Origin of the sequence: Priestia sp. P5, from assembly GCF_029522155.1 — a bacterium.
Classification (GTDB): Bacteria; Bacillota; Bacilli; order Bacillales; family Bacillaceae_H; genus Priestia; species Priestia megaterium_E.
The window spans coordinates 889,231-914,007 of sequence record NZ_JAKWFJ010000001.1 but is presented as its reverse complement, the minus strand read 5'-3'; the positions used below and the strand labels follow the sequence as shown (position 1 = coordinate 914,007).

The 24,777-nt window shown below is 37.8% G+C and carries 27 protein-coding genes; 11 read left to right on the top strand and 16 right to left on the bottom strand.

The genetic code is table 11. The annotated features are described in order from the left end of the window. Nucleotides 1–128: 128 nt before the first annotated feature. A complete protein-coding gene (locus MMB69_RS04680) occupies nucleotides 129–1,514 on the top strand; it encodes a protoporphyrinogen oxidase (protein WP_277447261.1) in 1,386 nt (461 codons plus the stop codon). A 475-nt stretch (nucleotides 1,515–1,989) separates the two neighbouring features. Here MMB69_RS04680 and MMB69_RS04675 read toward each other — a convergent pair whose 3' ends face one another. The 4 genes from MMB69_RS04675 to MMB69_RS04660 form a co-directional block, all read right to left on the bottom strand. After that, a complete protein-coding gene (locus MMB69_RS04675) occupies nucleotides 1,990–2,841 on the bottom strand; it encodes a VOC family protein (protein WP_269870303.1) in 852 nt (283 codons plus the stop codon). A 203-nt stretch (nucleotides 2,842–3,044) separates the two neighbouring features. Next, on the bottom strand, nucleotides 3,045–3,983 hold the full coding sequence (locus MMB69_RS04670; RefSeq protein ID WP_269870304.1) for an MBL fold metallo-hydrolase: 939 nt from the start codon (nucleotides 3,981–3,983) through the stop codon (nucleotides 3,045–3,047). Between the two features lie 24 nt (nucleotides 3,984–4,007). After that, entirely contained in the window at nucleotides 4,008–4,934 is a 927-nt protein-coding gene (locus MMB69_RS04665) for a DMT family transporter (RefSeq protein ID WP_277447260.1), read from the bottom strand. Further along, nucleotides 4,931–5,413 (bottom strand): GNAT family N-acetyltransferase, encoded by a 483-nt coding sequence (locus MMB69_RS04660; protein ID WP_269870305.1) that lies wholly within the window; start codon nucleotides 5,411–5,413, stop codon nucleotides 4,931–4,933. Before MMB69_RS04660 ends, MMB69_RS04665 begins: the two co-directional genes overlap by 4 nt. Before the next feature lie 221 nt (nucleotides 5,414–5,634). On the opposite strand from MMB69_RS04660, the gene MMB69_RS04655 reads away from it, so the two are divergent. After that, nucleotides 5,635–6,255, top strand: a complete 621-nt coding sequence (locus MMB69_RS04655) for a LysE family translocator (RefSeq protein WP_013058667.1) — start codon at nucleotides 5,635–5,637, stop codon at nucleotides 6,253–6,255. A 277-nt stretch (nucleotides 6,256–6,532) separates the two neighbouring features. Beyond that, the gene (locus MMB69_RS04650; protein WP_221783535.1) at nucleotides 6,533–7,966 is read left to right on the top strand and encodes an alanine/glycine:cation symporter family protein; all 1,434 of its coding nucleotides are present in this window, start codon (nucleotides 6,533–6,535) and stop codon (nucleotides 7,964–7,966) included. Between the two features lie 61 nt (nucleotides 7,967–8,027). Here the strand turns inward: MMB69_RS04650 and MMB69_RS04645 are convergent, their stop codons facing one another. Further along, nucleotides 8,028–8,480, bottom strand: a complete 453-nt coding sequence (locus tag MMB69_RS04645; protein ID WP_221783533.1) for a CBO0543 family protein — start codon at nucleotides 8,478–8,480, stop codon at nucleotides 8,028–8,030. Between the two features lie 157 nt (nucleotides 8,481–8,637). After that, the gene (locus MMB69_RS04640; protein WP_048019912.1) at nucleotides 8,638–9,603 is read right to left on the bottom strand and encodes a bile acid:sodium symporter family protein; all 966 of its coding nucleotides are present in this window, start codon (nucleotides 9,601–9,603) and stop codon (nucleotides 8,638–8,640) included. Nucleotides 9,604–9,894: 291 nt separating this feature from the next. Between MMB69_RS04640 and MMB69_RS04635 the strand changes: the two genes are divergently transcribed. Then, on the top strand, nucleotides 9,895–11,001 hold the full coding sequence (locus MMB69_RS04635) for a mechanosensitive ion channel family protein (protein WP_025750169.1): 1,107 nt from the start codon (nucleotides 9,895–9,897) through the stop codon (nucleotides 10,999–11,001). Nucleotides 11,002–11,042: 41 nt separating this feature from the next. On the opposite strand, the gene safA is transcribed toward MMB69_RS04635, so the two are convergent. From safA to MMB69_RS04610, 5 genes are all read right to left on the bottom strand, one after another. Further along, nucleotides 11,043–11,666, bottom strand: coding sequence for a SafA/ExsA family spore coat assembly protein (gene safA / locus MMB69_RS04630; RefSeq protein WP_078082276.1), 624 nt, complete (start codon nucleotides 11,664–11,666; stop codon nucleotides 11,043–11,045). Nucleotides 11,667–11,804: 138 nt separating this feature from the next. After that, nucleotides 11,805–13,169 carry a hemolysin family protein gene (locus tag MMB69_RS04625; RefSeq protein ID WP_221783531.1) on the bottom strand — a complete coding sequence of 455 codons (1,365 nt, stop codon included), beginning with the start codon at nucleotides 13,167–13,169 and terminating at the stop codon, nucleotides 11,805–11,807. 612 nt (nucleotides 13,170–13,781) lie between these two features. Continuing rightward, on the bottom strand, nucleotides 13,782–14,012 hold the full coding sequence (locus tag MMB69_RS04620; protein WP_016765278.1) for a YuzI family membrane protein: 231 nt from the start codon (nucleotides 14,010–14,012) through the stop codon (nucleotides 13,782–13,784). A gap of 114 nt (nucleotides 14,013–14,126) precedes the next feature. Then, on the bottom strand, nucleotides 14,127–14,846 hold the full coding sequence (locus tag MMB69_RS04615; protein ID WP_269870308.1) for an NAD-dependent protein deacylase: 720 nt from the start codon (nucleotides 14,844–14,846) through the stop codon (nucleotides 14,127–14,129). Nucleotides 14,847–14,858: 12 nt separating this feature from the next. Next, nucleotides 14,859–15,257, bottom strand: coding sequence for a universal stress protein (locus tag MMB69_RS04610; protein WP_013058676.1), 399 nt, complete (start codon nucleotides 15,255–15,257; stop codon nucleotides 14,859–14,861). 158 nt (nucleotides 15,258–15,415) lie between these two features. On the opposite strand from MMB69_RS04610, the gene MMB69_RS04605 reads away from it, so the two are divergent. Further along, nucleotides 15,416–15,559 (top strand): hypothetical protein, encoded by a 144-nt coding sequence (locus tag MMB69_RS04605; RefSeq protein WP_013058677.1) that lies wholly within the window; start codon nucleotides 15,416–15,418, stop codon nucleotides 15,557–15,559. 26 nt (nucleotides 15,560–15,585) lie between these two features. Here the strand turns inward: MMB69_RS04605 and pfkA are convergent, their stop codons facing one another. After that, nucleotides 15,586–16,545, bottom strand: coding sequence for a 6-phosphofructokinase (pfkA, locus tag MMB69_RS04600; RefSeq protein WP_013058678.1), 960 nt, complete (start codon nucleotides 16,543–16,545; stop codon nucleotides 15,586–15,588). A 345-nt stretch (nucleotides 16,546–16,890) separates the two neighbouring features. On the opposite strand from pfkA, the gene MMB69_RS04595 reads away from it, so the two are divergent. Then, the gene (locus tag MMB69_RS04595) at nucleotides 16,891–17,568 is read left to right on the top strand and encodes a C40 family peptidase (protein WP_221783528.1); all 678 of its coding nucleotides are present in this window, start codon (nucleotides 16,891–16,893) and stop codon (nucleotides 17,566–17,568) included. 134 nt (nucleotides 17,569–17,702) lie between these two features. Next, nucleotides 17,703–18,245 carry a 5' nucleotidase, NT5C type gene (locus MMB69_RS04590; RefSeq protein WP_221783526.1) on the top strand — a complete coding sequence of 181 codons (543 nt, stop codon included), beginning with the start codon at nucleotides 17,703–17,705 and terminating at the stop codon, nucleotides 18,243–18,245. Nucleotides 18,246–18,394: 149 nt separating this feature from the next. Here MMB69_RS04590 and MMB69_RS04585 read toward each other — a convergent pair whose 3' ends face one another. From MMB69_RS04585 to MMB69_RS04575, 3 genes are all read right to left on the bottom strand, one after another. After that, entirely contained in the window at nucleotides 18,395–18,520 is a 126-nt protein-coding gene (locus MMB69_RS04585; RefSeq protein WP_013058681.1) for a hypothetical protein, read from the bottom strand. Between the two features lie 581 nt (nucleotides 18,521–19,101). Further along, nucleotides 19,102–19,227: a hypothetical protein gene (locus MMB69_RS04580; protein WP_016765283.1), complete on the bottom strand. Its 126-nt coding sequence runs from the start codon at nucleotides 19,225–19,227 to the stop codon at nucleotides 19,102–19,104. Between the two features lie 102 nt (nucleotides 19,228–19,329). Continuing rightward, nucleotides 19,330–19,734, bottom strand: a complete 405-nt coding sequence (locus MMB69_RS04575; protein ID WP_269870309.1) for a secondary thiamine-phosphate synthase enzyme YjbQ — start codon at nucleotides 19,732–19,734, stop codon at nucleotides 19,330–19,332. A 118-nt stretch (nucleotides 19,735–19,852) separates the two neighbouring features. On the opposite strand from MMB69_RS04575, the gene MMB69_RS04570 reads away from it, so the two are divergent. From MMB69_RS04570 to MMB69_RS04560, 3 genes are read left to right on the top strand one after another with little or no spacing between them, the layout of a single operon-like run. Further along, the gene (locus MMB69_RS04570) at nucleotides 19,853–21,283 is read left to right on the top strand and encodes a spore germination protein (RefSeq protein WP_016765285.1); all 1,431 of its coding nucleotides are present in this window, start codon (nucleotides 19,853–19,855) and stop codon (nucleotides 21,281–21,283) included. A 21-nt stretch (nucleotides 21,284–21,304) separates the two neighbouring features. Next, complete coding sequence (locus MMB69_RS04565) at nucleotides 21,305–22,408, top strand: GerAB/ArcD/ProY family transporter (protein WP_221783500.1); 1,104 nt, start codon at nucleotides 21,305–21,307, stop codon at nucleotides 22,406–22,408. Next, complete coding sequence (locus MMB69_RS04560) at nucleotides 22,405–23,532, top strand: Ger(x)C family spore germination protein (protein WP_221783498.1); 1,128 nt, start codon at nucleotides 22,405–22,407, stop codon at nucleotides 23,530–23,532. The genes MMB69_RS04565 and MMB69_RS04560 overlap by 4 nt, the downstream gene beginning before the upstream one ends. Nucleotides 23,533–23,538: 6 nt before the next feature. On the opposite strand, the gene MMB69_RS04555 is transcribed toward MMB69_RS04560, so the two are convergent. Beyond that, nucleotides 23,539–23,907, bottom strand: a complete 369-nt coding sequence (locus MMB69_RS04555; RefSeq protein WP_013084654.1) for a hypothetical protein — start codon at nucleotides 23,905–23,907, stop codon at nucleotides 23,539–23,541. Between the two features lie 230 nt (nucleotides 23,908–24,137). On the opposite strand from MMB69_RS04555, the gene MMB69_RS04550 reads away from it, so the two are divergent. After that, complete coding sequence (locus MMB69_RS04550) at nucleotides 24,138–24,740, top strand: DUF3885 domain-containing protein (protein WP_013058688.1); 603 nt, start codon at nucleotides 24,138–24,140, stop codon at nucleotides 24,738–24,740. The last annotated feature ends 37 nt before the right edge of the window (nucleotides 24,741–24,777 follow it).

Sequence of the window (24,777 nt, the reverse complement as noted above, 5' to 3'; positions counted from 1 at the left end):
AGTTTCAATATTTCTTTTCGTGTTTGCACACACTATGTTCACAATCAATTCATTACACTTTTCCTAGTCATAGTGGTATGATTTTCGTATATTACAGACTAATTGTTGAAAATGTAGGAGTGAATATTTTGAAAACGGTCGCTGTTATTGGAGGAGGAATTACGGGCTTAACCACTCTGTACTATTTGCAGAAACTAAAACGAGAACGTAATCTCCCACTTAAATTATTATTACTAGAGAAACATGCCCATTTAGGAGGGAAAATCAATACGCGTGAAGCTGGGGAATTTATTATGGAAACAGGGGCAGATTCTATCGTAGCTCGAAAAGAAAACGTGATGCCCCTGCTAGAAGAGCTGTACTTAACAAACGATTTAGTCTATAACGAAACGGGCAAATCGTTTATTTACTCTGCTAATGAGCTGCTTCCAATTCCTGAAGATACCATGTTCGGTATTCCAACAAGCGTGGAATCTCTTTTTAAAAGCGAGCTGATTTCTTCAAAAGCTAAAATTACAGCTTTAAAAGACTTAATTACTAAAAATACAACGTTTACGAAAGACAGCTCAATTGGACTCTTTTTAAAACATTTTTTAGGAGAAGAGCTAGTAGAAAAGCAAATTGCACCTATTTTATCGGGCGTCTACTCTGGCGATTTAGATAAACTTACGATTTCTTCGACTCTCCCGTATCTGCTCGACTATAAAAACACGTACGGCAGCATCATCAAGGGAATGGGAGCCAATGAAAAAAAATTTAAAACGGCAGGAAATAAAAAATTCATTTCGTTTAAACAAGGTTTATCAACGATTATTCACCGCTTAGAAGAAGAGCTTTCTGATGTAACGATTTTAAAAGATACGCCAACCACCAGCATAAAACGGAACGGTGAACGTTACCAAATCAGTACGCCGGGGCAAGCCCTTTCAGCGGATTACGTGGTGTTAGCTACACCGCATACGGCTGCTCAGCACCTGTTGAACGATCCCGAATTAAACGAAGACTTTGAGCAGTTAAAAGATTCTTCTCTGATTAGCGTGTACATCGGCTATGACGTTCCAGACGAATACCTTCCCGCTGAAGGCACCGGGTTTATTGCTTCTCAATCAAGCAACTTAATCGCCAATGCCTGCACGTGGACGAGCAAAAAATGGGCTCACACCTCTAAGCGAGGGAATTTGTTAGTTCGCTTATTTTATAAAAGCACGAGTCACCACTTTGACAGCCTACGGACGATGTCAAAAGCAGAGCTGCTAGCAGTGGCACAAAAGGACATTGAAAACAGCTTAGGAATTAAAGAGCAGCCCATTGAAAGCGACGTAACCAATTGGGATAAATTGATGCCTACCTATCACCTTAAACACGGTGAACTTGTACACAGCTTGACCCAAAAATTGCATGACAAGCACCCCGCTATTACATTAGCCGGCTGTTCTTACTATGGAGTAGGCATTGCAGCGTGTATAACAAACGGCAAACAAACGGCTGAAGCTATCTCTCAACAGTTGACTTAACAAAGGTTTGAAAACAATAAAAGGCCTGAAAATAAATATATTTATTTTCAGGCCTTTTATTACCTTTTCGTTAGCATATAAAGCTACTTTCCTTACTATTAACAACTCTTTTATCGCTTTTCTTTTTGCAAAGCAGCAGTAGCAAACAATACAAGATAGCGCTCGTCTGAAGTTAATCTAAGCCAATGTTTCACTTTATATCTCACAGGTTTCCGCTCCCTTCCTTCAAGGTTTTATATGAAAAGACTTTATATAAAGATTCAATAACGATAAGAAATGATGCTTGATATGTATTTTATTCCCACGCCCGCTTATTTACAAACTTTTTTAAACGTAAGACTCTTCGTTTATTTCCCTGAAAATAACACCCTTTTCGCCATTATCATCTTACCATTTGAGAAAAAAGTGTACATTTCTTTCCTATTTTGACGAACATTGCGATAAATAAAAGCTGCCAATTGCGGCAGCTTTTATTTTAAAGGACTAATCTAATTATATTGCCTGATGGATCTTTTGTGATGAAATCTTGGTTTTCTTTGGACACAGCTGCTCCGATTTCACGAAGCTTATTTATTACCTGTTCCCTTGCTTCTTCAGCTGGAAAAACAAGTGTAAATGACTCTAAACCAACGCTGCTTTCAAGAGGACTAGGCGCTCCAATTCCATTCCAAACGTTTAGTCCGATGTGATGATGATAGCGCCCAGTTGAAATAAACAGTGCTTGATTATGGTAATTGCTCACAACCTCAAAACCTAATCCATTTCGATAAAAGTTTTCCGTTTGCCCTAATTCAGAAACGTGAAGATGAATATGTCCCATTAAGGTAGATGAAGGTAATCCTGTCCACGGTTTACCGTTTCCTTCAGCTAATATCGCTTCTGCATCTAAAGGTTTTGTAGCCATTACTACTTCACTGTCATTCCATTCCCATGTACTTGACGGACGATCTCGATAAATCTCTATGCCGTTTCCATCTGGATCTGCCAAGTACAGCGCTTCGCTCACTAGATGATCAGACGCCCCTTGAAGCGGATAACCGCTATTTAACAAATGCTGCAGAATACTTCCCAAATCAGAACGAGTCGGCAACAATAGAGCAAAATGATATAAGCCTGTTGTACGAGGTTGTTTTGCTGTAACGTTTTCCGGCTGTTCAATCGATAACAGCGCCGTGCGTCCATCAGCTGTTAACAAGGCTTTATTCTCTGTTCTACCTAAAAGTTGAAACCCGATTATTTGCTGGTAAAAAGCAAGTGAACGCTCTACATTTTCTACTTTTAAATTTACTTTCCCAACAAATACATGAGGGGCACGGTGAAAGTTCATGATTATTTCTCCTTTTGAATATATCATTTTTTAATTAACTTACTTTATGTAACTTATTATATTTTTATAACTTAATTTCGTCAAGTTATTTATTTTACTATCATAACTTAAAGCTTATATCACTGCACAACCAATTGAATAAGCCCGCCTGCTCATAACATAGTATGAACAAGGCGGGCTTATTTATCATTATGCATAAACTATCAAAACAGTTCTCTGCTTTTGCGTTTGACGTTTCCATTAACAAAATACTGTATTCTCTCTTTTTGCTCATTTGTTGGCTTCTTATACGTTTCACATTCAAACTGAAAACATGCTTTTTCTAAATCGACTTCATTTCCTACAATTTCTCCAATCGCACTCAATTGGTTTAAATCTCGCCAAAGTTCCTCAGAAGTTTCAGGGTCAAAATGAGATGAGAGATAATAATACGCATCATATTTTTTAAGTTCTCTTTGAATCCGCTCAAAGTCTTCTTTATCATAGCTCCAGTCACCGCTATAAAGATCTGGGCATAGACAATCACCTAAAAACAGGACTTTTTCTTGGGGTATGTAGACAACGGACGAGTCCTGCGCGTGTACTCCTCCAATATGCTGAATGCAACAAGTTATTCCACCTAGGTTAACTTCCATATGATGATGAAACGTTACGTCCGGCTCCTGTAAAATTAGCGTCTCTCGACTCGGCATTTCTTTCTTTATCATGTCCCGGCAAAATTCAATTTCTTCACCTTCCCGAACACGTTTATCCAAGGCATCATCATCCCAGCGCAGTGTCTTTAAATAAGCCAGCTTTTTCTTCGTTAGATGATGGCTGATTGTATACTTGTTCATGGCATGAATGCCAAATGTATGATCCCAGTGCCAATGCGTAATAGCTACTCCTTTGATTGGAGGGACGCCCATTTTTTCAACTTCTTCTAAAAATAATGATGCATGCGCAGGAGAATTCCCGGCATCTACGATGAAACTATACTTCTCCCCGCATATAAGCCCGAGCACCGGCCGATCCGTTTCTTCAGAATGAGGAAAGTAATAAACATGGTCCGTTAGTTTTTTCAGCATATTTACACCCGCTTTATGTAGTTTAATAAAAGCCTCTTTACCAAATGGTAAATAATGATAAATAAACTGTATCATACTCGGTGCTGCTTGCCTATCCGATTAGCTGATATTGGACTTTTCTTGAAGAGACATGACTTTTTCCGGCTCTGCTGCTTTGTACTTTAAGAAGATCATCACACTAATCATCACAATCATTCCTCCCACTAGCTGAGAAACAGTTGTCATTTCTCCAAGCAAGAAATAAGCGAGAATGATGGCACCAATCGGCTCTCCTAAAATAGCCATTGAAATCGTTGTAGCATCTACGTACTTTAACAGCCAGTTAAATAAGGCATGACCAAAAATATTAGGAATAAGTGCTAAAAGTAAAAAGATCCACCAGTCTTTTGAGTCATACTGAGTGAGCGATACATGTGTCCAAACATTGTAGAAAAATAGCACCAGTCCACCGATTAAAAAAACGGCGAAGCTATAGATGACAGGAGGCATTTTCCGGCACAGATCTTGCCCTGCCAGCATATGAACAGAAACGGCCACTGTACCTAAAACAGAAAGTAAGTCTCCGTAAAGAGCCGTTTTAGATACTCCGATATCTCCCGATGCGATAATTACCGAGCCGCTAACAGCAATTAGAATGCTGATGATTCCCACTTTGCTTGTTTTTTCTTTAAATAAAAAATAAGCTCCTATCACTACGAAAACCGGCTCAAGCGCAGTCAAAATCATAGCGCTAGCAACTGTTGTATGTGAAAAAGACTCCATCCAAAACAGAAAGTGAAGCCCTAAAAACACGCCTGATACAGCTAGCATTAGCCATTCTTTTACCGTGCTGTGTTTAAAAAGAATTTTCATTTTCCTCCATGGTAAAAACGGTAAAAATAAAAGGACCGTAAACAGCAGTCTATACATTCCTAAAATAGAAGCAGGTGCGTCCGACCATTTAATTAAAATAGAAGAAAAAGAAACGGCTAATACACCGATTAAAAGAAAGACAGAAGGCGGTAAAGGAAGAGTTGATTTATTCATGCCATTACTCCTTTTAGAATCTCTTTTTTCATATTTACTACAGGAATATCCACTCCGTCTCTATGTACGATTTCTTTTTCCTCTATGTAAAAGCCGATTGATTCATACAAAGCTATATTACGAGAAACGCTCATTCTCACCTTGCATGATAAACTTTCCTTACCACACTCTTTGGCGTACGTTTCTAACCATTGAATAAGCCGTTTAGCTAGTCCTTTTCCTTGAAAAGCAGGAATAACAGACAGACGGTAAAAATATAAGCTCGTTTCTTCTAGCGTAAAACGCGCCATCGCTACTGGCTTATTTTCGACGTATAAAATGACAGCTTCTTTTTCGTGCTTTAACGATTGCATAATAGATTCTATTGTTTCATCAAGAGCACTGGATGGTGGGACAGAATCGCGATAGACGGAGAAGGCTTGCTGCATAAGATCGTGAACTGTAACAGCGTCCTCCGGCTGTGCTAAACAGTACTTCATAAATTTTTACCCTCTTTCTATAAAAATTAAGTATATCGAATTATTATACAACACCACCTATTTTTTTCCTACACCTTTTATTGATTTTTATTAAGGAGAATAACCTCTTTTTACGCTTTTACACCTTCTTAACTTTACTCCATTAATCTATTAATTCATTAGCACACACTCTTGAGAACTTTTTGTCGAAATGGTTAAAATTCTGTTGGGAGGGAATCATCATGACATTTTCTTGGCTTATACCTTACATAGCCGTGTCACTTATCATTGTCTTAATACCAGGACAAGACATGATTTTCGTAATGACACAAAGTATTGCTTCAGGCGTCAAAGCAGGCATCAAAACCGTATTAGGATCTATTACGGGAACATTTGTACATACTCTTTTAGCCGCAGTGGGGCTATCTATTATCTTTCAAAAATCAATTATTGCCTTTACGATTCTAAAGGTTGTAGGTGTTCTGTACCTGCTGTTTTTAGCATACCAATCATTTCGCGAGAAAAGCGGTCCGTTGGAACTAACAGAAAACGTTCAGCAGCACCATCACTTTAGAAAAGGATTTGTTAGCAACTTAACCAATCCAAAAGTAGCTATTTTCTTCATTACGTTCTTACCGCAGTTTGTTAATTCGTCTCTTGGACATGTAAGTTTGCAGATGATTTTGTTTGGTATCATCTTTATCGCCGAAACGCTCATCATCTTTTCACTTATTGCGCTATTTGCTTCAGGCCTTGGGAAAAAAGTCAAAAAAAGCCGTATCTTTCAGCACACATTAAAATATGTAAAAGGAACGGTTTTTGGCGTACTTGGCCTAAAACTTTTATTTTCTAGCAACAATTAAGTAAGACAAAATGAAATTTCTTTCATCCCTGCTGTTATCGCCTTTTCATACCCACTTTATTTGTCATATCACCCTATTTTTCCATGTGAGGTTAGTTGACAAAAGACCAAAATTATTATTTTATATATATATAAGGTTCTGATTTAGCAACAAGATTTGACAAGGATAATGAAGAAAAACAGCGGGGAAATAGGGAGATCTATCTAAATAGAGGGAAAATTCTATAAATTCACGTTTTTTATTATTATTCTACTATAATTTATGAAGAGGTGAAACTATGCAAGAAGTAGTTCAAGGTTTTGTTAGTTCAATCAACGAATTTCTTTGGTCCTACTTACTGATTGCGATGCTGATTGCATTTGGTTTGTTTTTTACATTCAGGTCAAAGTTTTTACAAATTCGGTTATTAAGAGAAATGATTCGTGTATTAAAAGAAGGTGCGGATAGTTCTTCTAAAGACGGAATTTCGCCATTCCAAGCGTTTTGCATCAGTATGGCAGCCCGCGTTGGTACGGGGAACATTACAGGTATTGCGATTGCGATCGCTTTAGGGGGACCTGGTGCTGTATTTTGGATGTGGGTGCTTGCCGTTATCGGTTCAGCTTCAGCATTTATCGAAAGTACATTAGCACAAATATACAAAGTAAAAGACAAAGACGGCGGCTTCCGAGGCGGACCGGCTTACTATATGGAAAAAGGTTTAAAAAAGCGCTGGATGGGCGGACTGTTTGCTGTCTTAATCACTTTATCATTCGGCTTAATTTTTAATGCTGTACAATCGAACACGATTACCCTTGCGTTTGAAAATGCGTTCGGAACAAATCGTTTAGTGTTAGGAATTATTATGACAGTGGCTTTCGCTGCCATTATTTTTGGCGGAGTTAAGCGTATTGCAAAAATGTCAGAATATATTGTGGTAGTACTGGCTGTTGCCTACATTGGCGTAGCACTCTTTATTATTATTATGAACATTCAAGAGATGCCTTCTCTTATTGCGTTAATCGTAAAAAATGCATTTGGTTTCGAGCAAATTGCCGGCGGTTCTCTTGGAGCAGCTCTTATGCAAGGAATTAAACGCGGATTATTCTCAAACGAAGCTGGTATGGGTAGTGCTCCAAATGCAGCAGCCGCTGCAACAACAAGCCACCCGGTAAAACAAGGATTAATTCAAGCATTTGGTGTATTAACAGATACTCTTATCATTTGTAGTAGTACTGCCTTTATCATTTTACTTTCAGGTGCTTACACAAATAAAAATTTAAGCGGTATTGAATTAACACAAGCTGCTTTAAGCACTCATATTGGTTCTTGGGCAGCAGGCGCTCTTGCGATTATGATTTTCCTATTTGCGTTTAGTACATTAATTGGTAACTACTACTACGGAGAAACAAATATTGAGTTCTTGAACACAAATAAAGCTTGGCTGATGACTTATCGTATTGCTGTGCTTGCAATGATCGTGTTCGGTTCTATTTCTCAAATTCAGCTTGTATGGGACTTAGCAGACCTGTTTATGGGCTTTATGGTAGTAGTCAACTTAATCGCCATTCTCTTGCTCTCGAAAGTAGCCTTTGCCGCACTCAAAGATTATCTTGCCCAAAAGAAAGCTGGAAAAGACCCTGTCTTCTATCAAGACAGCATTTCTGGACTTGATAATATTGATGCATGGGATCATTCAAAAGATAAATCTAGCTCGAAAGAAGCGATCTAATAAAAAAAGCCGTGAATATTCACGGCTTTTTTTATTGTGCAAATTTACTTCTTTTTTTCTTCTAGTGAAGCAGTCTAAGGCTAACCAAATACCTATAGTATAAATAAATTACGCTGTACGGAATCCAGTAGGAAAAAAATGTCCAGCCGAGATTCCATCCGTTTCCGTATATAACTCTTTCCATATACATATACGTTCCTTCTAAAAATGTTGTAAACAGCGCAATAAGAAAAATAAAAAAATGAGGCTTTCCGATTCGCTGGATTAAAAAAATCATATAGCTGGCCAATACAGGATAAACACCTAAATTAAAAGGCAGCGCTTCTAATGCTTCATTTTCTAAAGAAGTCCGGAGTTTCCAAAAGCCATAATAGCTCCCTAATTCATTGATAACGATTGCTAAAATGCAAAAAGCAGTTCCTACTAAAGGCAGTAAACGACGATTTTTAGGATGTAAATAGAGGGTGCCGAAAACCCAAGGTAAAACAAACGCCAGCGCTATATTGATAAGCAAGAATATCCGACCTTTTTCTTTCTAGTATGCCACACCGTACCTATTTCTAATCATCTCGTTACCTTGAACACAGCAAGCGTACAAGCCCCTTATCTCTCCTTATTAAAACAGAGTGCTTACTTTATGATTACTATGGTTCGTCCCTTACTTTTTCCATTTATTTCAATGAAGCAAATTCAGCGTCTTTTTTCTGGTAATAGTTTTGAACTAAACGCCCTGATAAAGCAGCTAATACCTGTTGAAATAACATCCCCAGCACAACCGGTACAGCAACGGGAGCAGGAAAATAAGATACGGCTAACACGGCTCCGGCGCTAATATTTCTCATGCCTCCGCAAAACGTAAGCGTCACAACTTTTGCTCGGTCCCACCTTAGCCATTTGCCAATCATCCAGCTGAAGAAATAACCAGCTGAACTCATTAAAAAGACGATCACGATAATAAACAGCAGTTTTTTATCAATATGTTTTAAATAAGGTGCAATCACTCCCCCATTTACCATAACCATCACACTTAACCCTATTTTCGAAACAGGCGCCAGCTTTGGTCCTAACGTCTGCTTAATTGTTCCTTTTGTATATTGATTTAAGCACATGCCTAACAAAGATGGAAGGACAATCATAAAACATAAATCTTTGACTAACTTTAGCGCTTCCAAATGCACGGTGTCTCCAACCACCAATAAAAGCGTATAAGGAACGATAAGCGGCGCCAAAAGAGTATCAATTAAAATAATGGATAGCGCAAGAGGAATGCTTCCTTTGTAAATCGAGACCCATATAAAACTAGTCACTCCTGTTGGAATAATCGCTGCTAGCAAAAGACCCGTGCTTGTAAATACATCATGTGGAAAAATCACTTGGCCAACGCTCCAAGCCCACGCTGGCATAAAAATATGTAAAACAAACAGGGCCATAATGATTGGAAATGGACGATGTATCGTGGCATTTAACTGGTGAAAGTTTGAATTCAAACTTCCGGCAAACGTCATTAATGCAAAAAGCCATGGAATTAAGAAGGTATACTGACTTAATGACGAACCGATAAGAACTCCTATGAGCAAGCTGACAGGCGTAATAAACGGCATCAATTTTTCTAGCATTCTATTTAATTGACTTAACAAAGCTTCTCCCTCCAACGCACGTTTTAAATAAATAATAAGATAAATTAACGTTTATAATATCACCTATTTATTATACAACTTATTTTCAGACTATTGTCTGTCTCTTTTACTAAAAAGAGATATATTCATAATTATCACTTAAATAGATTTACAGGTATTTTTGTGCTATTTTAATAGGGAAGAAGCTTTTAAAAAGCATGAATTTAGGGTAAAGAACACTCTACATAGAAATGCTTTCAATTGACGGATATAAATGGACTGTAGCACAGTTTTGGTAACTAGGAGGATTGTATGGATTTTTTGAAGTCTCTGTCATCGTTAGATGATTGGAAAAAAATCGTGATTGCGATTGGGATCTTTTTGATCTTTTTAATTCTTCGCAAGCTTTTCACGACTTATTTGTTTAAGTTTATTATTGGTTTTGTCAAAAATAAAAAAATCAATTTAATTACGAGCGTTTTAGAAGCTTTTGAAAAGCCGCTGCGCTGGATTTTTGTGATTATTGGTTTCAAGCTTGCTCTTCCCTATCTTCCCTTTGATGTTTTAACAGCTGACACAGAAAGACATTTAGTTCGTTCAGCTTCTGTTGGCCTTGCAGGATGGGGCTTGTATAATTTAGCTGCTTCTACCAATTTATTTTTTGCAACGTTTGCCAAAAATTTTGATATCCAAGTGGATCGAATCATTATTCCTTTTATTGAAAAGTTCATCCGCATCGTTGTTGTTATGCTTTCTATCTCCATCATCGCAGAAGAATGGGGTTTTAACGTAAACGGCTTTGTAGCGGGTCTTGGCTTAGGCGGTCTTGCTTTTGCCCTAGCCGCAAAAGACACCGTTAGTAATTTATTCGGCGGAATTGTAATTATTACCGAAAAGCCTTTTACCATTGGAGATTGGATTAAAACACCTAGTGTTGAAGGCGTTGTAGAAGATATTACGTTTCGAAGCACCAAAGTTCGAACGTTCGCTCAAGCAGTCGTAACGGTTCCAAATGCTACTCTTTCTAATGAACCTATTATTAACTGGGCTAAAATGGGGAAACGTCAAATTGCCTTTCATTTAAACTTGAATTATAATACACCAAAAGAAAAGTTAGAAACCGTAGTGGCAAGAATTAAAAAGATGCTGACTGAGCACGAAGAAATTCACAATGAAACGATTCTTGTAAATTTTGACGGCTTCTATGAATCTAGTTTAAATATCTATCTGTATTTCTTTACAAATACAACCGTTTTTGCTGATTATTTAGATGTAAAAGAAAATATAAACTTCGAAATTATGGATATTCTTGAAGAAGAAGGCGTAGAATTTGCTTTCCCTACGCGCACACTCATCGTTGAGCAGGATGGAAAGCTTTCTGGCAATCCAAAAGAATTTCTAGAAAGTGCTCGAAGCTAAAAAAAAGCTGACTTAGTAGTCAGCTTTTTTTCCTTTCTTTTTTAGTTTGAAATGAACATTTGAGTCCAGTAATGGCCGTAGCTTCCGCCTTTAGCGTAACCTACTCCGATTTCGGTAAATTGACTCGATAGTATGTTTTTACGGTGACCTTCGCTATTCATCCATGCGTTAACCACTTCTTTTGGAGTTGCTTGTCCAGCAGCGATATTTTCACCTGCTGTACTGTATGTAATGCCAAAGTTTTTCATCATGTCGAACGGACTTCCATATGTAGGCGATGTATGACTGAAATAATTTTTATCAATCATATCCTGCGATTTATAGCGAGCAACGCGAGCTACTTCCCAATTAGACTTTAAAGGCTTAAGTCCTACTTTAGCACGTTCTTGATTCACTAGCTGAACCACTTGCTCTTCGTATGAACTTCCTGCTTTATCGGTTGGAATAGTAATTTTCTGTCCCGGATAGATCGAATTAGGATTTTTAATAGCAGAATTCGCTTCAATCAGCTCGGAAACGCCAACCTGATATTTTACTGCTATTTTCCACATCGTATCTCCCGATTGAACGGTATGTACGGTTGCTGCTTGCGCAGTGTTATTAAGACCAAAAGCTAGAGTGACAGACAACAATGTTACTAATAAAAGTTTTGATAGAGTTTTCATACCTTTATTAAAGCAAATTGATTTTAAGATTCATAGCGGTAATATTATCCCTTAGTTCCATCATATGACTTTGTCATCTTCCCCGCACACTTTTCTATAACAAAAAGACGCACTGCTCTTTCGCAATGCGCCTTCTTATTATGAAGATAAAGCCTGTGACTGGTTCATGTCCGACACATTAACCGCTTCATCTGTGCTTTGATGCACCTGACGTTTTTTGATCACATCAATATATTGAATGTGATGGCCTTCCATTTTCGTAACGGTAAAGTCATACTGTTCAAAGCTAAGGCTTTCTCCTTGCTTGACGTCATATTTCTCCGTCAAGACCCAGCCTCCAATTGTATCAACATCCGTATCATCAATTGTTGTGCCAAGCAGCTCATTAAGCTCACTTACCAATAATTTTCCATCTACAATATAATGATCGGGTTTGACTTTCTGAATTAATGGAAGTTCATCCGCATCAAATTCATCACGAATTTCACCAACAATTTCCTCTAAAATATCCTCTACTGTTACAATCCCTGCTGTTCCACCGTATTCATCAATTAAAATAGCCATATGGATGCGTTCACGCTGCATCTTAAGCAATAAATCATGAATAGGAATCGATTCAATTACTTCAATAACAGGACGGATATACTGTTTTAAATCTATTTTTTCCTTGCTGTTGTTCATGACAATCTCGGTTAAAATCTCTTTCATATTGACCATTCCAATAATATGGTCTTTATCTCCATCAATGACCGGATAGCGGGTAAACCGCTCTTCTTGGACCATCTCAAGGATGTATTCGACCGTATCTTCTTGGTCAATCGAAACGACTTCCGTACGCGGCACCATAATCTCCTTGGCAACGCGATCATCAAAGTCAAAAATTTTACTTACATATTTAAACTCCGATTGATTGATTTCACCGCTTTTATAGCTTTCTGATAACAAGATGCGAAGCTCTTCTTCACTGTGTGCAAGCTCATTTTCTGAAGCAGGCTTTAGACCAAATAACCCTGTTATTAAACGAGAAGAACTGTTTAATAGCCAAATGAAAGGATAGGTTACTTTATAAAAGAGTATAAGCGGACGAACAAATAATAAAGTGACTTTCTCTGCTTTTTGAATTGCAAATGTTTTCGGAGCAAGCTCTCCGACCACAACATTTATAAATGTAACAACCGCAAAAGAAATCGCAACAGATAGTACTTTTGTTAAAGCTCCGCTTATCCCTAGTTGATCAAGTAATGGTGAGAGGAGATGCGACAGTGTAGGCTCTCCTAACCAACCAATTCCCAGCGCAGTAATCGTAATACCAAGCTGACACGCAGATAAGTATTCATCTAAATTTGAAATAACTTGCTTCGCAGCTTTTGCATTGCTGCTCCCTTCTGCTATAAGCTGATCCACTTTGGAACTCCTCACGCGAATAATCGCAAACTCGGTAGCAACGAAAAAAGCAGTTAATGCAATCAGTACCGCTAGTAAAATCAAGTTAAATATGTCCAATCAAGTTCCTTAGCTCGTTTAAAAACGAGTAAGGACTCACCTCCTAAAAAATAAAAAATTTGGATAAAGAACTCTATCCCTGTACTGATCACTTGGAAAAGTGTATATAAGGAGGAATTATATGATAAATGTATAAACATTTTTATATGGAGCAAAACTGCCAGTCTTTCTTCCTTATCTCACGTTTCACTCGTTAATGTAGCAGGTCATTCTTTATTCAGCTGTTCTAGATGTGAAGCAATGGCTCACATCGCTTCATTTCATGATGTTGCTTCAGCGCTGATTCTCTCTTCCATTCATTTATAAAAAATTTAGTAGTTTCCAATCTTTATAAAGTTAAAGTCTGTTAACGTCTTAAAAGAGCGATTATGTGATAAAGAGCGATATGCGTGAAGCAAATGTTGGTTTGTATAATACTGTATTGTACGCTTTGACACTGGTGCATATAATGCTACTTTGCCAACGTGGTACACTGCCCCATCCAATCACCTCTATTTCCGTATATCTAAAAAGATTAAGGAATAATTATCCTATTTCTTTTTAAACTTATTGACTTTATTTTAAATGTTAAAAACTTTGCAGTCAAACGTTTTAGTTAGTCTCCTGCCCTTGCTATTTACTGGTGCGGCGATTTTTAGCAGGTAAATAAAAGCTTGCTGCTACACAAAAAAAACCAAGGACAAAACAGATAATGGGGAGTTTCATACCTATCGCTTCAGCATAATAAGTGAGACTCCTTCCGTGAATAGGGACAAGATTCATTTCAAAAATCAAAGTCAAAACAGCTGTCACTTTGAGTGCAATACCAACAATGAAGAGACAAACTCTCAAGCCTCCACTCATATGCGAAAACATCCCTTCTATCCATTAGCGAATGGATGATGTACTACACCATATGATACATCCCTATACTTTATCACTAAATGCTAAAAAAGCGCTATGTCCATACATAGACGCTTATAAATTTGCGACCACTTGTCCAATGGAATCATAGATAACCAAATCAAACAAGTAATCGTAATGCGTAGGTTCTTTATTAATCATCACCATATTTGTACGATTGTACCGGCTCACAAGCAGCGGAATCTGATTAATCGGTGCTACTTCAAGCGATGAACCAAGCACGATAAATAAATCAGATGACAGCGCTGCTGTAACTGCTTCATCGAACTGATGAATGGCATCTCCAAAGAGAACAACATTTGGCTTTAAAAGGCGCTCACACGCTGTACATTGTGGGAGAGCTGACTGATTTAAATACGCTAAGTCATACTCTTTTTTACAGCTCGGACAATGAGCTCTCTTAATGGACCCATGAATTTCAAAAACGTTCGTGCTTCCTGCATCTTGGTGCAAGCCATCAATATTTTGCGTAATCACATGCACGGTTTTGGCTTGTTCTAGTTCAGCAATAAAGCGATGGCCCGTATTTGCTTTATACTGATGCAGCATTTTAACATGAAAAATTTCTTTAAACAGCGGCCAAAATTCATGAGGATACTGTTCATAGAAGTCAGCAGCTACTACGTCCACAAAGCTTTTGTTTTGGCGATATAAGCCATTTTGAGAGCGAAAGTCAGGTATACCCGACTCTGTGCTCATTCCTGCTCCCGTAAAAAAACAAATGTGTTTAGCATCATCAATAAGCTGTTTTAACTCTTTGTACTGTTTTAACATTGCATTTCTCTCCTATTTAACAATTAGCACAGGAATCGTTACTTGCTGTGCAATCTTAGAACTAACGCTTCCAAGCAGCATGCCTTTTACAGGGTTTAACCCCCTGCTTCCTATTACTACAAGGTCAAATGAATTTTGATTAGCAAATTGAATCACTGTTTTAGCCGCGTCTCCGTGCATAAACGTAATCTCATACTCCACGTTTCCTTGCTTTAAAATTTCATCTGTTGTATGTATCCGACTTTCCCGTTCCTCGTCGCGGCTAAGTGATTTTAATCTTGAATCACCCTCTACTGCATAAATAACTTGAATAAAACTGTTTTCCGTCAGCTGAGCCAGCTGAACGGCTTTTTCTGTTGCTTTAGCTGCATGCTCTGAGCCATCTGAGGCAAGTAAAATTCGTTTAAACATCACGCTTCCTCTCCTCTTTTGTAAAATGGTCTTCTCTCTTTACTATATCACTCGCTGTTCAAATGTAATCATTTTTTTGATTATTACTATAATTTTTTAAATTATTTGTCTACTTTTATGATAAACTGAAAGAAAACTTGTACAGAGGGGATGGAACGATGTTTGGTTTTGAATTAATTTGCACTTTTTGCAAAGGACTCGGAAAGCTAGCCGTTATTCCTGGTATCGGTTACATGAAAACATGCAAACACTGCGAAGGAACAGGGATGCAATCAAAAAAAGACGAAACTCCTTCCATATAAGAAGTTTCGCCTCAGCAACACTGTGATTAGATTGAAAGTTCTTTGGATAAACGGTACATATCAGCATTGATATGGTGAGGTTCACCTAAAATTTCCATAATATCATAATCTACAATTTCATTTTTACGGATACCGATTGCACGGCCGCCTTTACCTTCTAGCAGAAGCTCGACTGCACGACCGCCGAAACGGCTTCCTAGCACGCGATCTTGAGCAGTTGGGGAACCACCGCGCTGAATGTGTCCTAATACTGTTACACGCGTTTCAATACCTGCAGCTTCATGAAGCTGCTTCGCTACTTCATTACCATTTGCTACACCTTCAGCTACTACGATAATGCTGTGCTTTTTACCGCGCTCTTGTCCTTTTCTCAAACGATCAACCATTTCTTGGAACTCATCTTTTGCTTCTGGGATAAGGATTGTTTCCGCACCGCCAGCAAGACCTGACCAAAGAGCAATGTCTCCCGCATTACGACCCATAACTTCAATAATAAACGTACGTTCATGAGAAGTCGCCGTGTCACGGATTTTATCAATTGCATCGATAACCGTATGAAGAGCCGTATCAAATCCTAATGTAAAATCTGTTCCTGGAATGTCGTTATCAATTGTTCCTGGGATACCGATACAAGGGAAACCAAGCTCTGTTAGTTTTACAGCTCCCATATATGATCCGTCTCCACCAATAACTACTAAGCCTTCAATACCGTGCTTCTTAAGGTTTTCAATACCTTTTAAACGCCCTTCTTCTGTTTTGAATTCTGGACATCTTGCAGAATAAAGCATAGTTCCACCGCGTTGAATGATGTCACCAACATCTCCAACTTCTAGCTTTTTAATATTTCCTTCTATTAACCCTTGATATCCTTGATAGATACCGTAAACTTCCATACCTTCATGAATTGCTTTACGCACAACAGCACGAACCGCAGGATTCATACCTGGAGAATCTCCGCCGCTTGTTAATACACCTATTCTTTTCATTACTTTCACCTCATCAAAGTCACATACATGACTACTATATTATAGTTCTACATTTTACCCGAGTTCGAACTTTTTGTGTAGTAATTCACAACATATTTCTTTGTTAAATTTTAAATGTACATACTTTTTCATATCTTTTAGTTATTTACCGTCAAATATTCAAAGTTTTTCTAGCGATATTGCACATCTAAAGAACCCTTTTAGTTACAGCTTTTATAAGACTATATTCACCTTTATATTTCATTTTTTTCATATATGTAATGAAATTGTAACGTAGAACACTGTCGAAAGATGATATGATGAATTTACTCAAATCAGGAAAAATTTTCAGGGGGTACTAGTTTTATGAAAAAAGTAATAGCAGCTCTTACGCTTGCTGGCGTTATTGTTTCTACTAGCCCGATTGTCAGCCAAGCGGCTCTAGGCGACCAAACGCTTCGCCAAGGCATGAATCACCAAGATGTTAAACAACTACAACAAACGTTGAAAAATAAAGGTTATTTTAAAGGGAATACGACTACATACTTTGGAACTGTCACAACTTCTGCTGTAAAATCATTTCAGCGCAAAAATGGACTAGCAGCGGATGGTATTGTCGGAAAAGGAACGTATGCTAAACTAGGCGTTTCAGCAAAGGGCAAATCGCCTTCTAGCTCAGCGCGCTATAACCCTAACGCAGTTATTAACAAAGGAAAACAGTATATGGGCGTTCGATATCGCTGGGGCGGAACAACGCCAAGCGGCTTTGACTGCAGCGGTTTTATTGGCTATGCATTCAAATATGGCGGCGGGGTTCAGCTTCCTCGAACAGTAGCTCAAATTTATCAAAAAGGAACGCGCGTCTCAAGTCCAAAAGCTGGAGATATTGTGTTCTTCCAAACCTATACAAAAGGGCCTTCTCATGCAGGAATTTATTTAGGAAATAACCAGTTTCTTCACTGCTCTTCATCTAAAGGCGTGAGCATCTCTTCTCTGAAAGAGAGCTATTGGAGCAAACGCTATTTAGGTGCTAAAAGAATGTAGTTTTGATAAAAAGGGCAAGCTGTGCGAGTTTGATGCGGCTTGCTCTTTTTCTGCATGCAAAAGATTTGGTATAGTAGAAGCAGCGCATTGCAAAACCAAGCGTGTAGATGAATACTGTAAAGGAAGTTGAATAAATGCACACCCTTTTAATTGACATGGATTCTGTCATTTGTGATCTTATGACGGATTGGCATAACCAATATAACAAAGATTATTGCGACAGCTTATCGGTTGAAAAGTTAAAATGCTGGGAATCAGAAAAGTATGTAAAGCCGGAATGCGGCACAAAAATTTATGACTACCTCGATCAGCCAGGGCTTTTTTTACATTTACAACCTCTGCCTCATGCTGTTGAGGTTCTTCAACGACTTTATGAAAGGTTTTCCATTTTAATTGTCACAAGCAGCCGTACCTATGCTTATACAGAAAAAGAGCAGTGGGTTGAGAAACACCTTCCGTTTATCGGAAAATACAATATCGTGTTTACACACCAAAAAGATAAAATATACGGAGACTTGCTATTCGATGATGCACCGCATAATTTGAAAGCTTTTCAAGCTACAGGTCGCCATGCTGTTGCCATGAGCTACCCGTATAACGAAGAAGTAAATGTCCCTCGCGTGGAGGGTTGGCTTCAGTTTGAACAGTACGTAAATACTTATTTTAACGAATGTTAAGCTAAAAAACACGTGGACTTTGTCATCAGAGAATGAATGCAGTGCGTTTGTGAGCACAGCTATAAGCATAAAAAAACCGCCTTTTGGGCGGTTTTTGACGAATAGCTCCCTAAGGGTTATCCGCTTTTTATTTAAAAAAGATATAGTTTTTAGTACTTATCAGCTGATGAGAAAAAGTCCATAATGGCATGGATAATTTCAACGGACTGAAAAGAAAACAATGATATGGCTGTTAATGAAAAGAAACCAATCATGGCCATACGTACAAGTAACATAGACTAATCGCCTCCCTGTTTTGAACTAAATGAACGCACCCAAAACAATTCGCTATCTGTCTTTGTTTGTACGACGTTTTCGCCAAGCAAAGGCAGCTCATTCACTGCGTGTAACAATGACAATGAATCTTCATCTTTCTCTTAAAGACTAAGCGTATAGTTAGTATATCAAATGAAACTTTTTCTTCAAGGCTATACTAGCGGTAAAAAAGGAAATAGTATGAAACGATGCGTTTTATCTTTATTTCATACAATTCAGTACCCTAATATTTATTATATTAAACCTTTTAGAAAAATTGCTACTATTATATCTTTTTTATAAAAAAAGATATTAAGACATAACTAAATCAATCCAACTTAAAGACGAACAAGTGAGATAAATGATCTCGACTGCTTGTTGCATCGCTGTTGATTCCCGTGTAAGACTTCGTTTTCTGCGGCCGGCCGATGAGCCTCCTCGTCTACATACATGAAACCTACGTCCACCCTACCAATAAAAAAATCCGAACGCGTTAAATTCTCAAGCAAGAATCAAACTCATTCGGATCTTCTTTCAATTAAAATAATTTTATCTCTTCACTTTATCGACACGTACTGTAATACTCGTTGACAATGTCTAAAATAGTTGGGTATTCTTCCACCCATGTAAAATTTGTTTTTTCGTTTTCTTTTTTTACTGTTTCTTGTTCTGCACCGATCTTTTCCATTGTTCAATCTCTCCCTTTAACTGTTATATAACATTTATATTAACTAAACTTTGTTTTATAACAACTTTAAAAAGAAAGTTGGACAATGAGTATGAAAAAAAGTTATTGCAGGGATAAAATTTTCACATAATACGTACGAGTCCTTGGTCCATCAAACTCGCAAAAATAAATTCCTTGCCACGTTCCTAGCAGCAGCTGCCCATCGTGAATGATTATATGCTGAGAGGAGCCGACCGTGCTCGCTTTGAGATGCGCCGCCGTATTTCCTTCCATATGAAGATCTAACTTATGTTCCCAAGGATATACTTCATCGAAGCGTCGGATCATATCCGTTTTTACATCAGGATCCGCATTTTCATTAATTGTTATACCAGCGGTTGTATGAGGACAGTAAACAACTACAGCCCCTTCTTTTAACCCTTCTGTTCTTAGTACTGCCTGCACCTGACTCGTAACGTCAATCATTTCGTCACGCTTATTCGTTTTTAACGTAAATGAATGTAGCATACCATCACCTCTTTTCTTTACCATAACATATCTTTTCTATTCTTCCACATTTTTCGCATAACTCGTTTTTACATCGTAAACACTAAGCTCATTAACACAACAGGCGGTGAGTTTATTTATGCTCGATTCAAAATTTCAGCCCAATGCAGACTACACCGTTCAAACGTTTCTAGATTTGGTGGGTCAAAATACAGATGTTGGTTCCAAAAAATTATGGCTGTCTCCCACAAAATATATATGCATTATTTATCTCCAAGGATTAGTCGACGGAGAAAAACTTGATAATCTTACTCAGCATGTTGTTGAGACAAAAGCAAAAAGTGAAACGCAAACACTTGATGACATCGATTCGTTTATTTCTGTCATTAAAGACAAAGAAGTTTATACATACAAGCAAGCGATCTCGTGTTTTTTTAAAGGTCAGCCCTTGCTGTTTATTAGCGAAAGCACCACGGCATACTCGCTGAATATGTCTATGACCAAACAGCGCTCTTTAAGTGAACCTACAACAGAAAAAGTAGTGCGTGGCCCTAAAATTGCCCTTATCGAAAACTTAGATGAAAACCTTGGTCTTTTAAGGCAGCGTTCTACCGAAGAAGAAATGGTTATTGAAGACATTTATATTGGAAATACAAAGGAACATCGAACAAGTATCGTTTTTCATAATAAACACTGTCAAACTCACATCGTGAATCAAGTCCGAGAGAAATTATTAGACATTCCTTTAGATAACATTCAAGACTCAGGAATGATTGAAGAATTTTTAGAAGAAGCACCTTACTCACCGTTCCCTCAAGTACAAAATACAGAAAGACCGGATCGTGTTCTCGCTGCGGTGAATGAAGGGCGAGTAGCCATTTTAGTAGATGGCTCTCCTTTTGCTCTTTTAGTGCCTACAACTTTCGATATGATTATGAAATCACCCGATGATTATTACGAAAGATGGATAGCTGGTTCATTGCTAAGATTACTAAGGTACTTGTCTATTTTTATTACCCTATTCTTTTCAGCTATTTATATTTCACTCGTTTCGTTTAACCAAGGTCTGCTTCCAACGGAGCTAGCTATTACGATTGCGGCCACACGAGAAAACGTGCCTTTTTCTCCTTTTATCGAAGCAGTGGTCATGGAAGTGACGCTTGAATTATTGCGCGAAGCCGGGCTGCGTCTCCCTACTCCTGTCGGACAAACAGTTGGACTTGTAGGCGGGGTTGTGATTGGTCAAGCAGCGGTGGAAGCCCATATCGTTAGCTCCGTTATGATTATTGTTGTATCCGTATCGGCAATTGCGTCCTTTACCGTTCCTCAGTACGGAATTGGCCTTTCGTTTCGAATTTTGCGTTTCGTATCTATGATGATTGCAGCAATCTTTGGATTATACGGAGTTACCATGTTTTTTCTTGTTCTCGTCATTCATCTAACCAAGCTCGAAAGTTTTGGTATGGCTTACTTCAAACCGTTTTTTGCGTTAAATAAAAAAGCGTGGAAAGACTCTTATATTCGTCTGCCAAACAAAAGTCTAAAACAGTCTAAAAATAAAGCCAAATAAAACTGACAAAAGGAGGACCATATGGAACAATCACAGTCACAATCAAGCAAGCTTCTTTCAGACTTTTATGCCATTTCAATTATCTCTTCAACCATGCTTGGTGTCGGTTTATTAACACTGCCAAGCAGCATTACAAATCAGACAAATAATGCAGACGGATGGATTGTACTGATTATGGACGGCCTTTTGTTTATTGGAATTGTTCTTTTTTTAGTCTGGATGGTTAAATATTTTACGATTAGCTGTATGTTTGACTTCACGCAAGAAGTAACCGGCAAGCTGATTGGGAATATCTTCAACTTCGCCATAGTCGTTTATTTCACATCTGTAGCAAGTTTCGAAGTAAGAGCTATGGCAGAAATGATTCATTTTTATTTACTGGAAACGATGCCCATTGAATTAATTATCCTTTCGTTTATTTTGACAGGCGTCTATTTAATCACTGGCGGTATTAATTCTATTGGAAAAGTAATGGCCCTATGTTTTCCTGTAACGGTCATCATTCTTCTTATTTTATATCTTCTTAGTATCGGAATGGTGGATTTAAAAAACTTACAGCCCGTTTTAGCCGATGGATTCAGCCCGCTTCTTTCTGCTTTTACAACCGTCTCTGTTTCTTTTTTAGGAATTGAAACGATTGTATTTCTTCCAAAGCATATGAAAAACAAAAATCATTTACGAAAAGTTTCTATCATCGGATTTTCCATCCCTTTGTTTTTATATATTATCACTTACGTATTAGTTGTCGGCGCGTTATCCGTTCCGGAGGTAAAAACGACCGTCTGGCCTACAATTGAATTTGTTCAGACGCATGAAGTAAAAGGAATTTTCTTTGAGAGGCTTGAATTATTTTTACTTATTGTCTGGCTTCTTCAGTTTTTTTTAACCTTTGTAATGTATTTCTTTTTAGCTGTTTCAGGATTTAAAAAAATTTTCAAAAACCGATCAACTACTAATATTATCTTTCTTGTGCCCGTTCTATTTATGAGCGCTTTAGCGCCCAAAACAGCAAGCGACGTGTCAAATTTTTCAACGGTACTAGGCTGGGCATTTTTAGTGACATTTTTAGTTATCCCTCTTTTTTTCAGCATGTTAATGAAAATAAAAAAGGTTGTGTTCAAATGACGAAAAAATGTCTTCCTGTCATGATGACCATTTTTTTATTATGCGGCTGTATGAGCCATCGAAATATTGAACAACTTGCTCTTGTTATAGGAGTGGCAATGGATATCACACCTAAAATCGAACCAAAAACAGGAAAAAATCAGCTTATGCTGACTCATCAAACGTTAACCGAGACGGAATCCGGAAATATGTCTTCTTCCATTCCATACAAGAACATTACAACAGCTGGTCCTACTATTCATGAAATCACGCGAAATATTTCGCTGAAATCTGATCCTATATACAGTCAGCACCAGCGAGCACTTTTAATAGGAGAAAAAGCGAGCAAGACCATCCCTTTGGATGCGCTTATCAATCAGTTTGTCCGTGATAATGAAATACGGCGCAGCAGCCTTGCGTTTGTTACAAAAGGCGATGCTAAAAACGTTTTAACGATTCAAGGAATGTCTGTACCCCCTGTAAACTTAATTTACGAGCTTGTTTACAATAAATTCAAAACGAATAAAATTTTAAATCCCCTAACAATGGGAGAGCTATCGGCCAAGTTAAAAACCGATCAAAGCTTTTTAATACAGCGGCTTTCTAAAATTAAAAATAGCGTTGAACTAGACGGTGCGGCAATCATAAAAAATAAAAAAGCAAAATTCACCTTAACTCAGCACCAAGTGGAGGCTTTAACGTGGTTAACGGGGAATATTAAAGGCGGAATTATTTACGGCAAACACGGGCCATACCCCTTTTCCTATGAAATTGGAGATGTTCAGCAAGATGTGAAGGCCCGGATTGATTCAAATCACTCCGTTCATTTTGACATCAACGTTCAAACGAGCGGCAGGCTATCAGAAGATTGGGAGACTTCAAAACAGGCTCTTGCCGCCTCTAATGTAAAGAACACCGAAAAAAAAATAGAAAAAATCATTCGAAAAGACGCAGAAAAAACACTTCGCTTATTACAAAATAATTACAAAGCTGATGTGATTGACCTGCATGATTACGTACGGATTCATTATCCTCATTTTTGGAAAAAACATCAGCATGAATGGGATGAAATATTTAGCCAGTCGACCATCGACTATCATGTTCATGTTCAAATTAAAGATTTTGGGACACAGGGCAGGGATTAGCTCTTATTACTCAACGCCAGCTTCAGTCAGCTCTTTTTTCTTTAGTTCCATAATCGTGAACTTATCGGTATAGTTTTTGCTCACAAACAGCTGGCGTTCATTGTCGTTATTAAAATAAAATTTTTTATCATCTTGATATTGAAAATTCACTTTTTTCTTTTTCATTTGTTTAATAAACGTTAAGTAGTCATCTGAATGAATGAGATACCTTTTAGGCTTATCCGATATTTGCACAACGTCTTCGCCTGAAGACTTTAATTTTACAATACTCCATGCAATGGGAAGAGGATTACCTTCTTGAAAGATCGTTTTGTGAAAAATGAGCACAAAGAAAGCAGCTGTAATAATTGAAATAAGAACAAGCTGTTTTTTCACCTTATATCATCCTTTCTTCACGTCGTTACTACGTTAAGTAATACGACAGGCGTATGAAAAAACCTGTTCATCCGCAAAGGTTGTGTAAAGAAATAATGCAAAATCAACAAAATATAACAGTTTGGTTACCTTTTGATTAAATAACATTACTTCTTTACAAATTTAGCTAATCACGTGATAGACTAAACTCAACATATTAAGTCAGGACTAAACTAAATGAGGTGTTGCGTATGACTACAATGCGGCTTCAATCATACTTAACAACAATGTTTCCAAATGTTCAAATGAAAAGACCTCTTTTTTATAACGCGCCCGCAGGTATCCGCTTTACGCTTACCAATCAAAAAGGCGTATGGGAACGAGAATACATGAAAAATGTGTACGCACGCGCTTATGAAATTTTTGAAACACTCCATGAAAAAAATGATGAGCTGTTACTTGTTTTCAAAGCGAATGCTGCACAGGATGATTTACTTTTAAAAAAGAAAAAAGAAACAGCTATTAAAAAATTCATTCGCTCTCGCCTGAAGAAACAAGAAGTTCAATCCGTAGCATTATTAAATAACGCTGAGTATATTATTGCCTGTAAAACAAATGATGTGAAAGAAAAGCTTCTTCTGCAATCAATTGCCAACCGTGATCTTCATATTCATCCGGCTATTGAAGAAGAGTGTTACATTGTGAATTTGAATAAAGAAACCATCTTCCACCTATACGACGAGCGCGGACTGGACATTGTATCGAACAATCAGTCTTCTCTTCAACTTCTTCAGCAAAAGTTTCACGACTGGATTCTAGATATTGATGCAGCTTGTTCAAAAAAAGTACAGTAAAAAAGCAATCATTCAGCAAAGGAATGATTGCTTTTTT

Bases quoted from the DNA above. Each gene is read 5' to 3' on its own strand.
- MMB69_RS04675 (WP_269870303.1), bottom strand. From the start codon at position 2,841: ATGAACTTTCACCGTGCCCCTCATGTATTTGTTGGGAAAGTAAATTTA.
- MMB69_RS04670 (WP_269870304.1), bottom strand. From the start codon at position 3,983: ATGATACAGTTTATTTATCATTATTTACCATTTGGTAAAGAGGCTTTT.
- MMB69_RS04665 (WP_277447260.1), bottom strand. From the start codon at position 4,934: ATGAATAAATCAACTCTTCCTTTACCGCCTTCTGTCTTTCTTTTAATC.
- MMB69_RS04660 (WP_269870305.1), bottom strand. From the start codon at position 5,413: ATGAAGTACTGTTTAGCACAGCCGGAGGACGCTGTTACAGTTCACGAT.
- MMB69_RS04655 (WP_013058667.1), top strand. From the start codon at position 5,635: ATGACATTTTCTTGGCTTATACCTTACATAGCCGTGTCACTTATCATT.
- MMB69_RS04650 (WP_221783535.1), top strand. From the start codon at position 6,533: ATGCAAGAAGTAGTTCAAGGTTTTGTTAGTTCAATCAACGAATTTCTT.
- MMB69_RS04635 (WP_025750169.1), top strand. From the start codon at position 9,895: ATGGATTTTTTGAAGTCTCTGTCATCGTTAGATGATTGGAAAAAAATC.
- safA (WP_078082276.1), bottom strand. From the start codon at position 11,666: ATGAAAACTCTATCAAAACTTTTATTAGTAACATTGTTGTCTGTCACT.
- MMB69_RS04620 (WP_016765278.1), bottom strand. From the start codon at position 14,012: ATGAGTGGAGGCTTGAGAGTTTGTCTCTTCATTGTTGGTATTGCACTC.
- MMB69_RS04615 (WP_269870308.1), bottom strand. From the start codon at position 14,846: ATGTTAAAACAGTACAAAGAGTTAAAACAGCTTATTGATGATGCTAAA.
- MMB69_RS04610 (WP_013058676.1), bottom strand. From the start codon at position 15,257: ATGTTTAAACGAATTTTACTTGCCTCAGATGGCTCAGAGCATGCAGCT.
- MMB69_RS04605 (WP_013058677.1), top strand. From the start codon at position 15,416: ATGTTTGGTTTTGAATTAATTTGCACTTTTTGCAAAGGACTCGGAAAG.
- pfkA (WP_013058678.1), bottom strand. From the start codon at position 16,545: ATGAAAAGAATAGGTGTATTAACAAGCGGCGGAGATTCTCCAGGTATG.
- MMB69_RS04595 (WP_221783528.1), top strand. From the start codon at position 16,891: ATGAAAAAAGTAATAGCAGCTCTTACGCTTGCTGGCGTTATTGTTTCT.
- MMB69_RS04590 (WP_221783526.1), top strand. From the start codon at position 17,703: ATGCACACCCTTTTAATTGACATGGATTCTGTCATTTGTGATCTTATG.
- MMB69_RS04585 (WP_013058681.1), bottom strand. From the start codon at position 18,520: ATGTTACTTGTACGTATGGCCATGATTGGTTTCTTTTCATTAACAGCC.
- MMB69_RS04580 (WP_016765283.1), bottom strand. From the start codon at position 19,227: ATGGAAAAGATCGGTGCAGAACAAGAAACAGTAAAAAAAGAAAACGAA.
- MMB69_RS04575 (WP_269870309.1), bottom strand. From the start codon at position 19,734: ATGCTACATTCATTTACGTTAAAAACGAATAAGCGTGACGAAATGATT.
- MMB69_RS04570 (WP_016765285.1), top strand. From the start codon at position 19,853: ATGCTCGATTCAAAATTTCAGCCCAATGCAGACTACACCGTTCAAACG.
- MMB69_RS04565 (WP_221783500.1), top strand. From the start codon at position 21,305: ATGGAACAATCACAGTCACAATCAAGCAAGCTTCTTTCAGACTTTTAT.
- MMB69_RS04560 (WP_221783498.1), top strand. From the start codon at position 22,405: ATGACGAAAAAATGTCTTCCTGTCATGATGACCATTTTTTTATTATGC.
- MMB69_RS04550 (WP_013058688.1), top strand. From the start codon at position 24,138: ATGACTACAATGCGGCTTCAATCATACTTAACAACAATGTTTCCAAAT.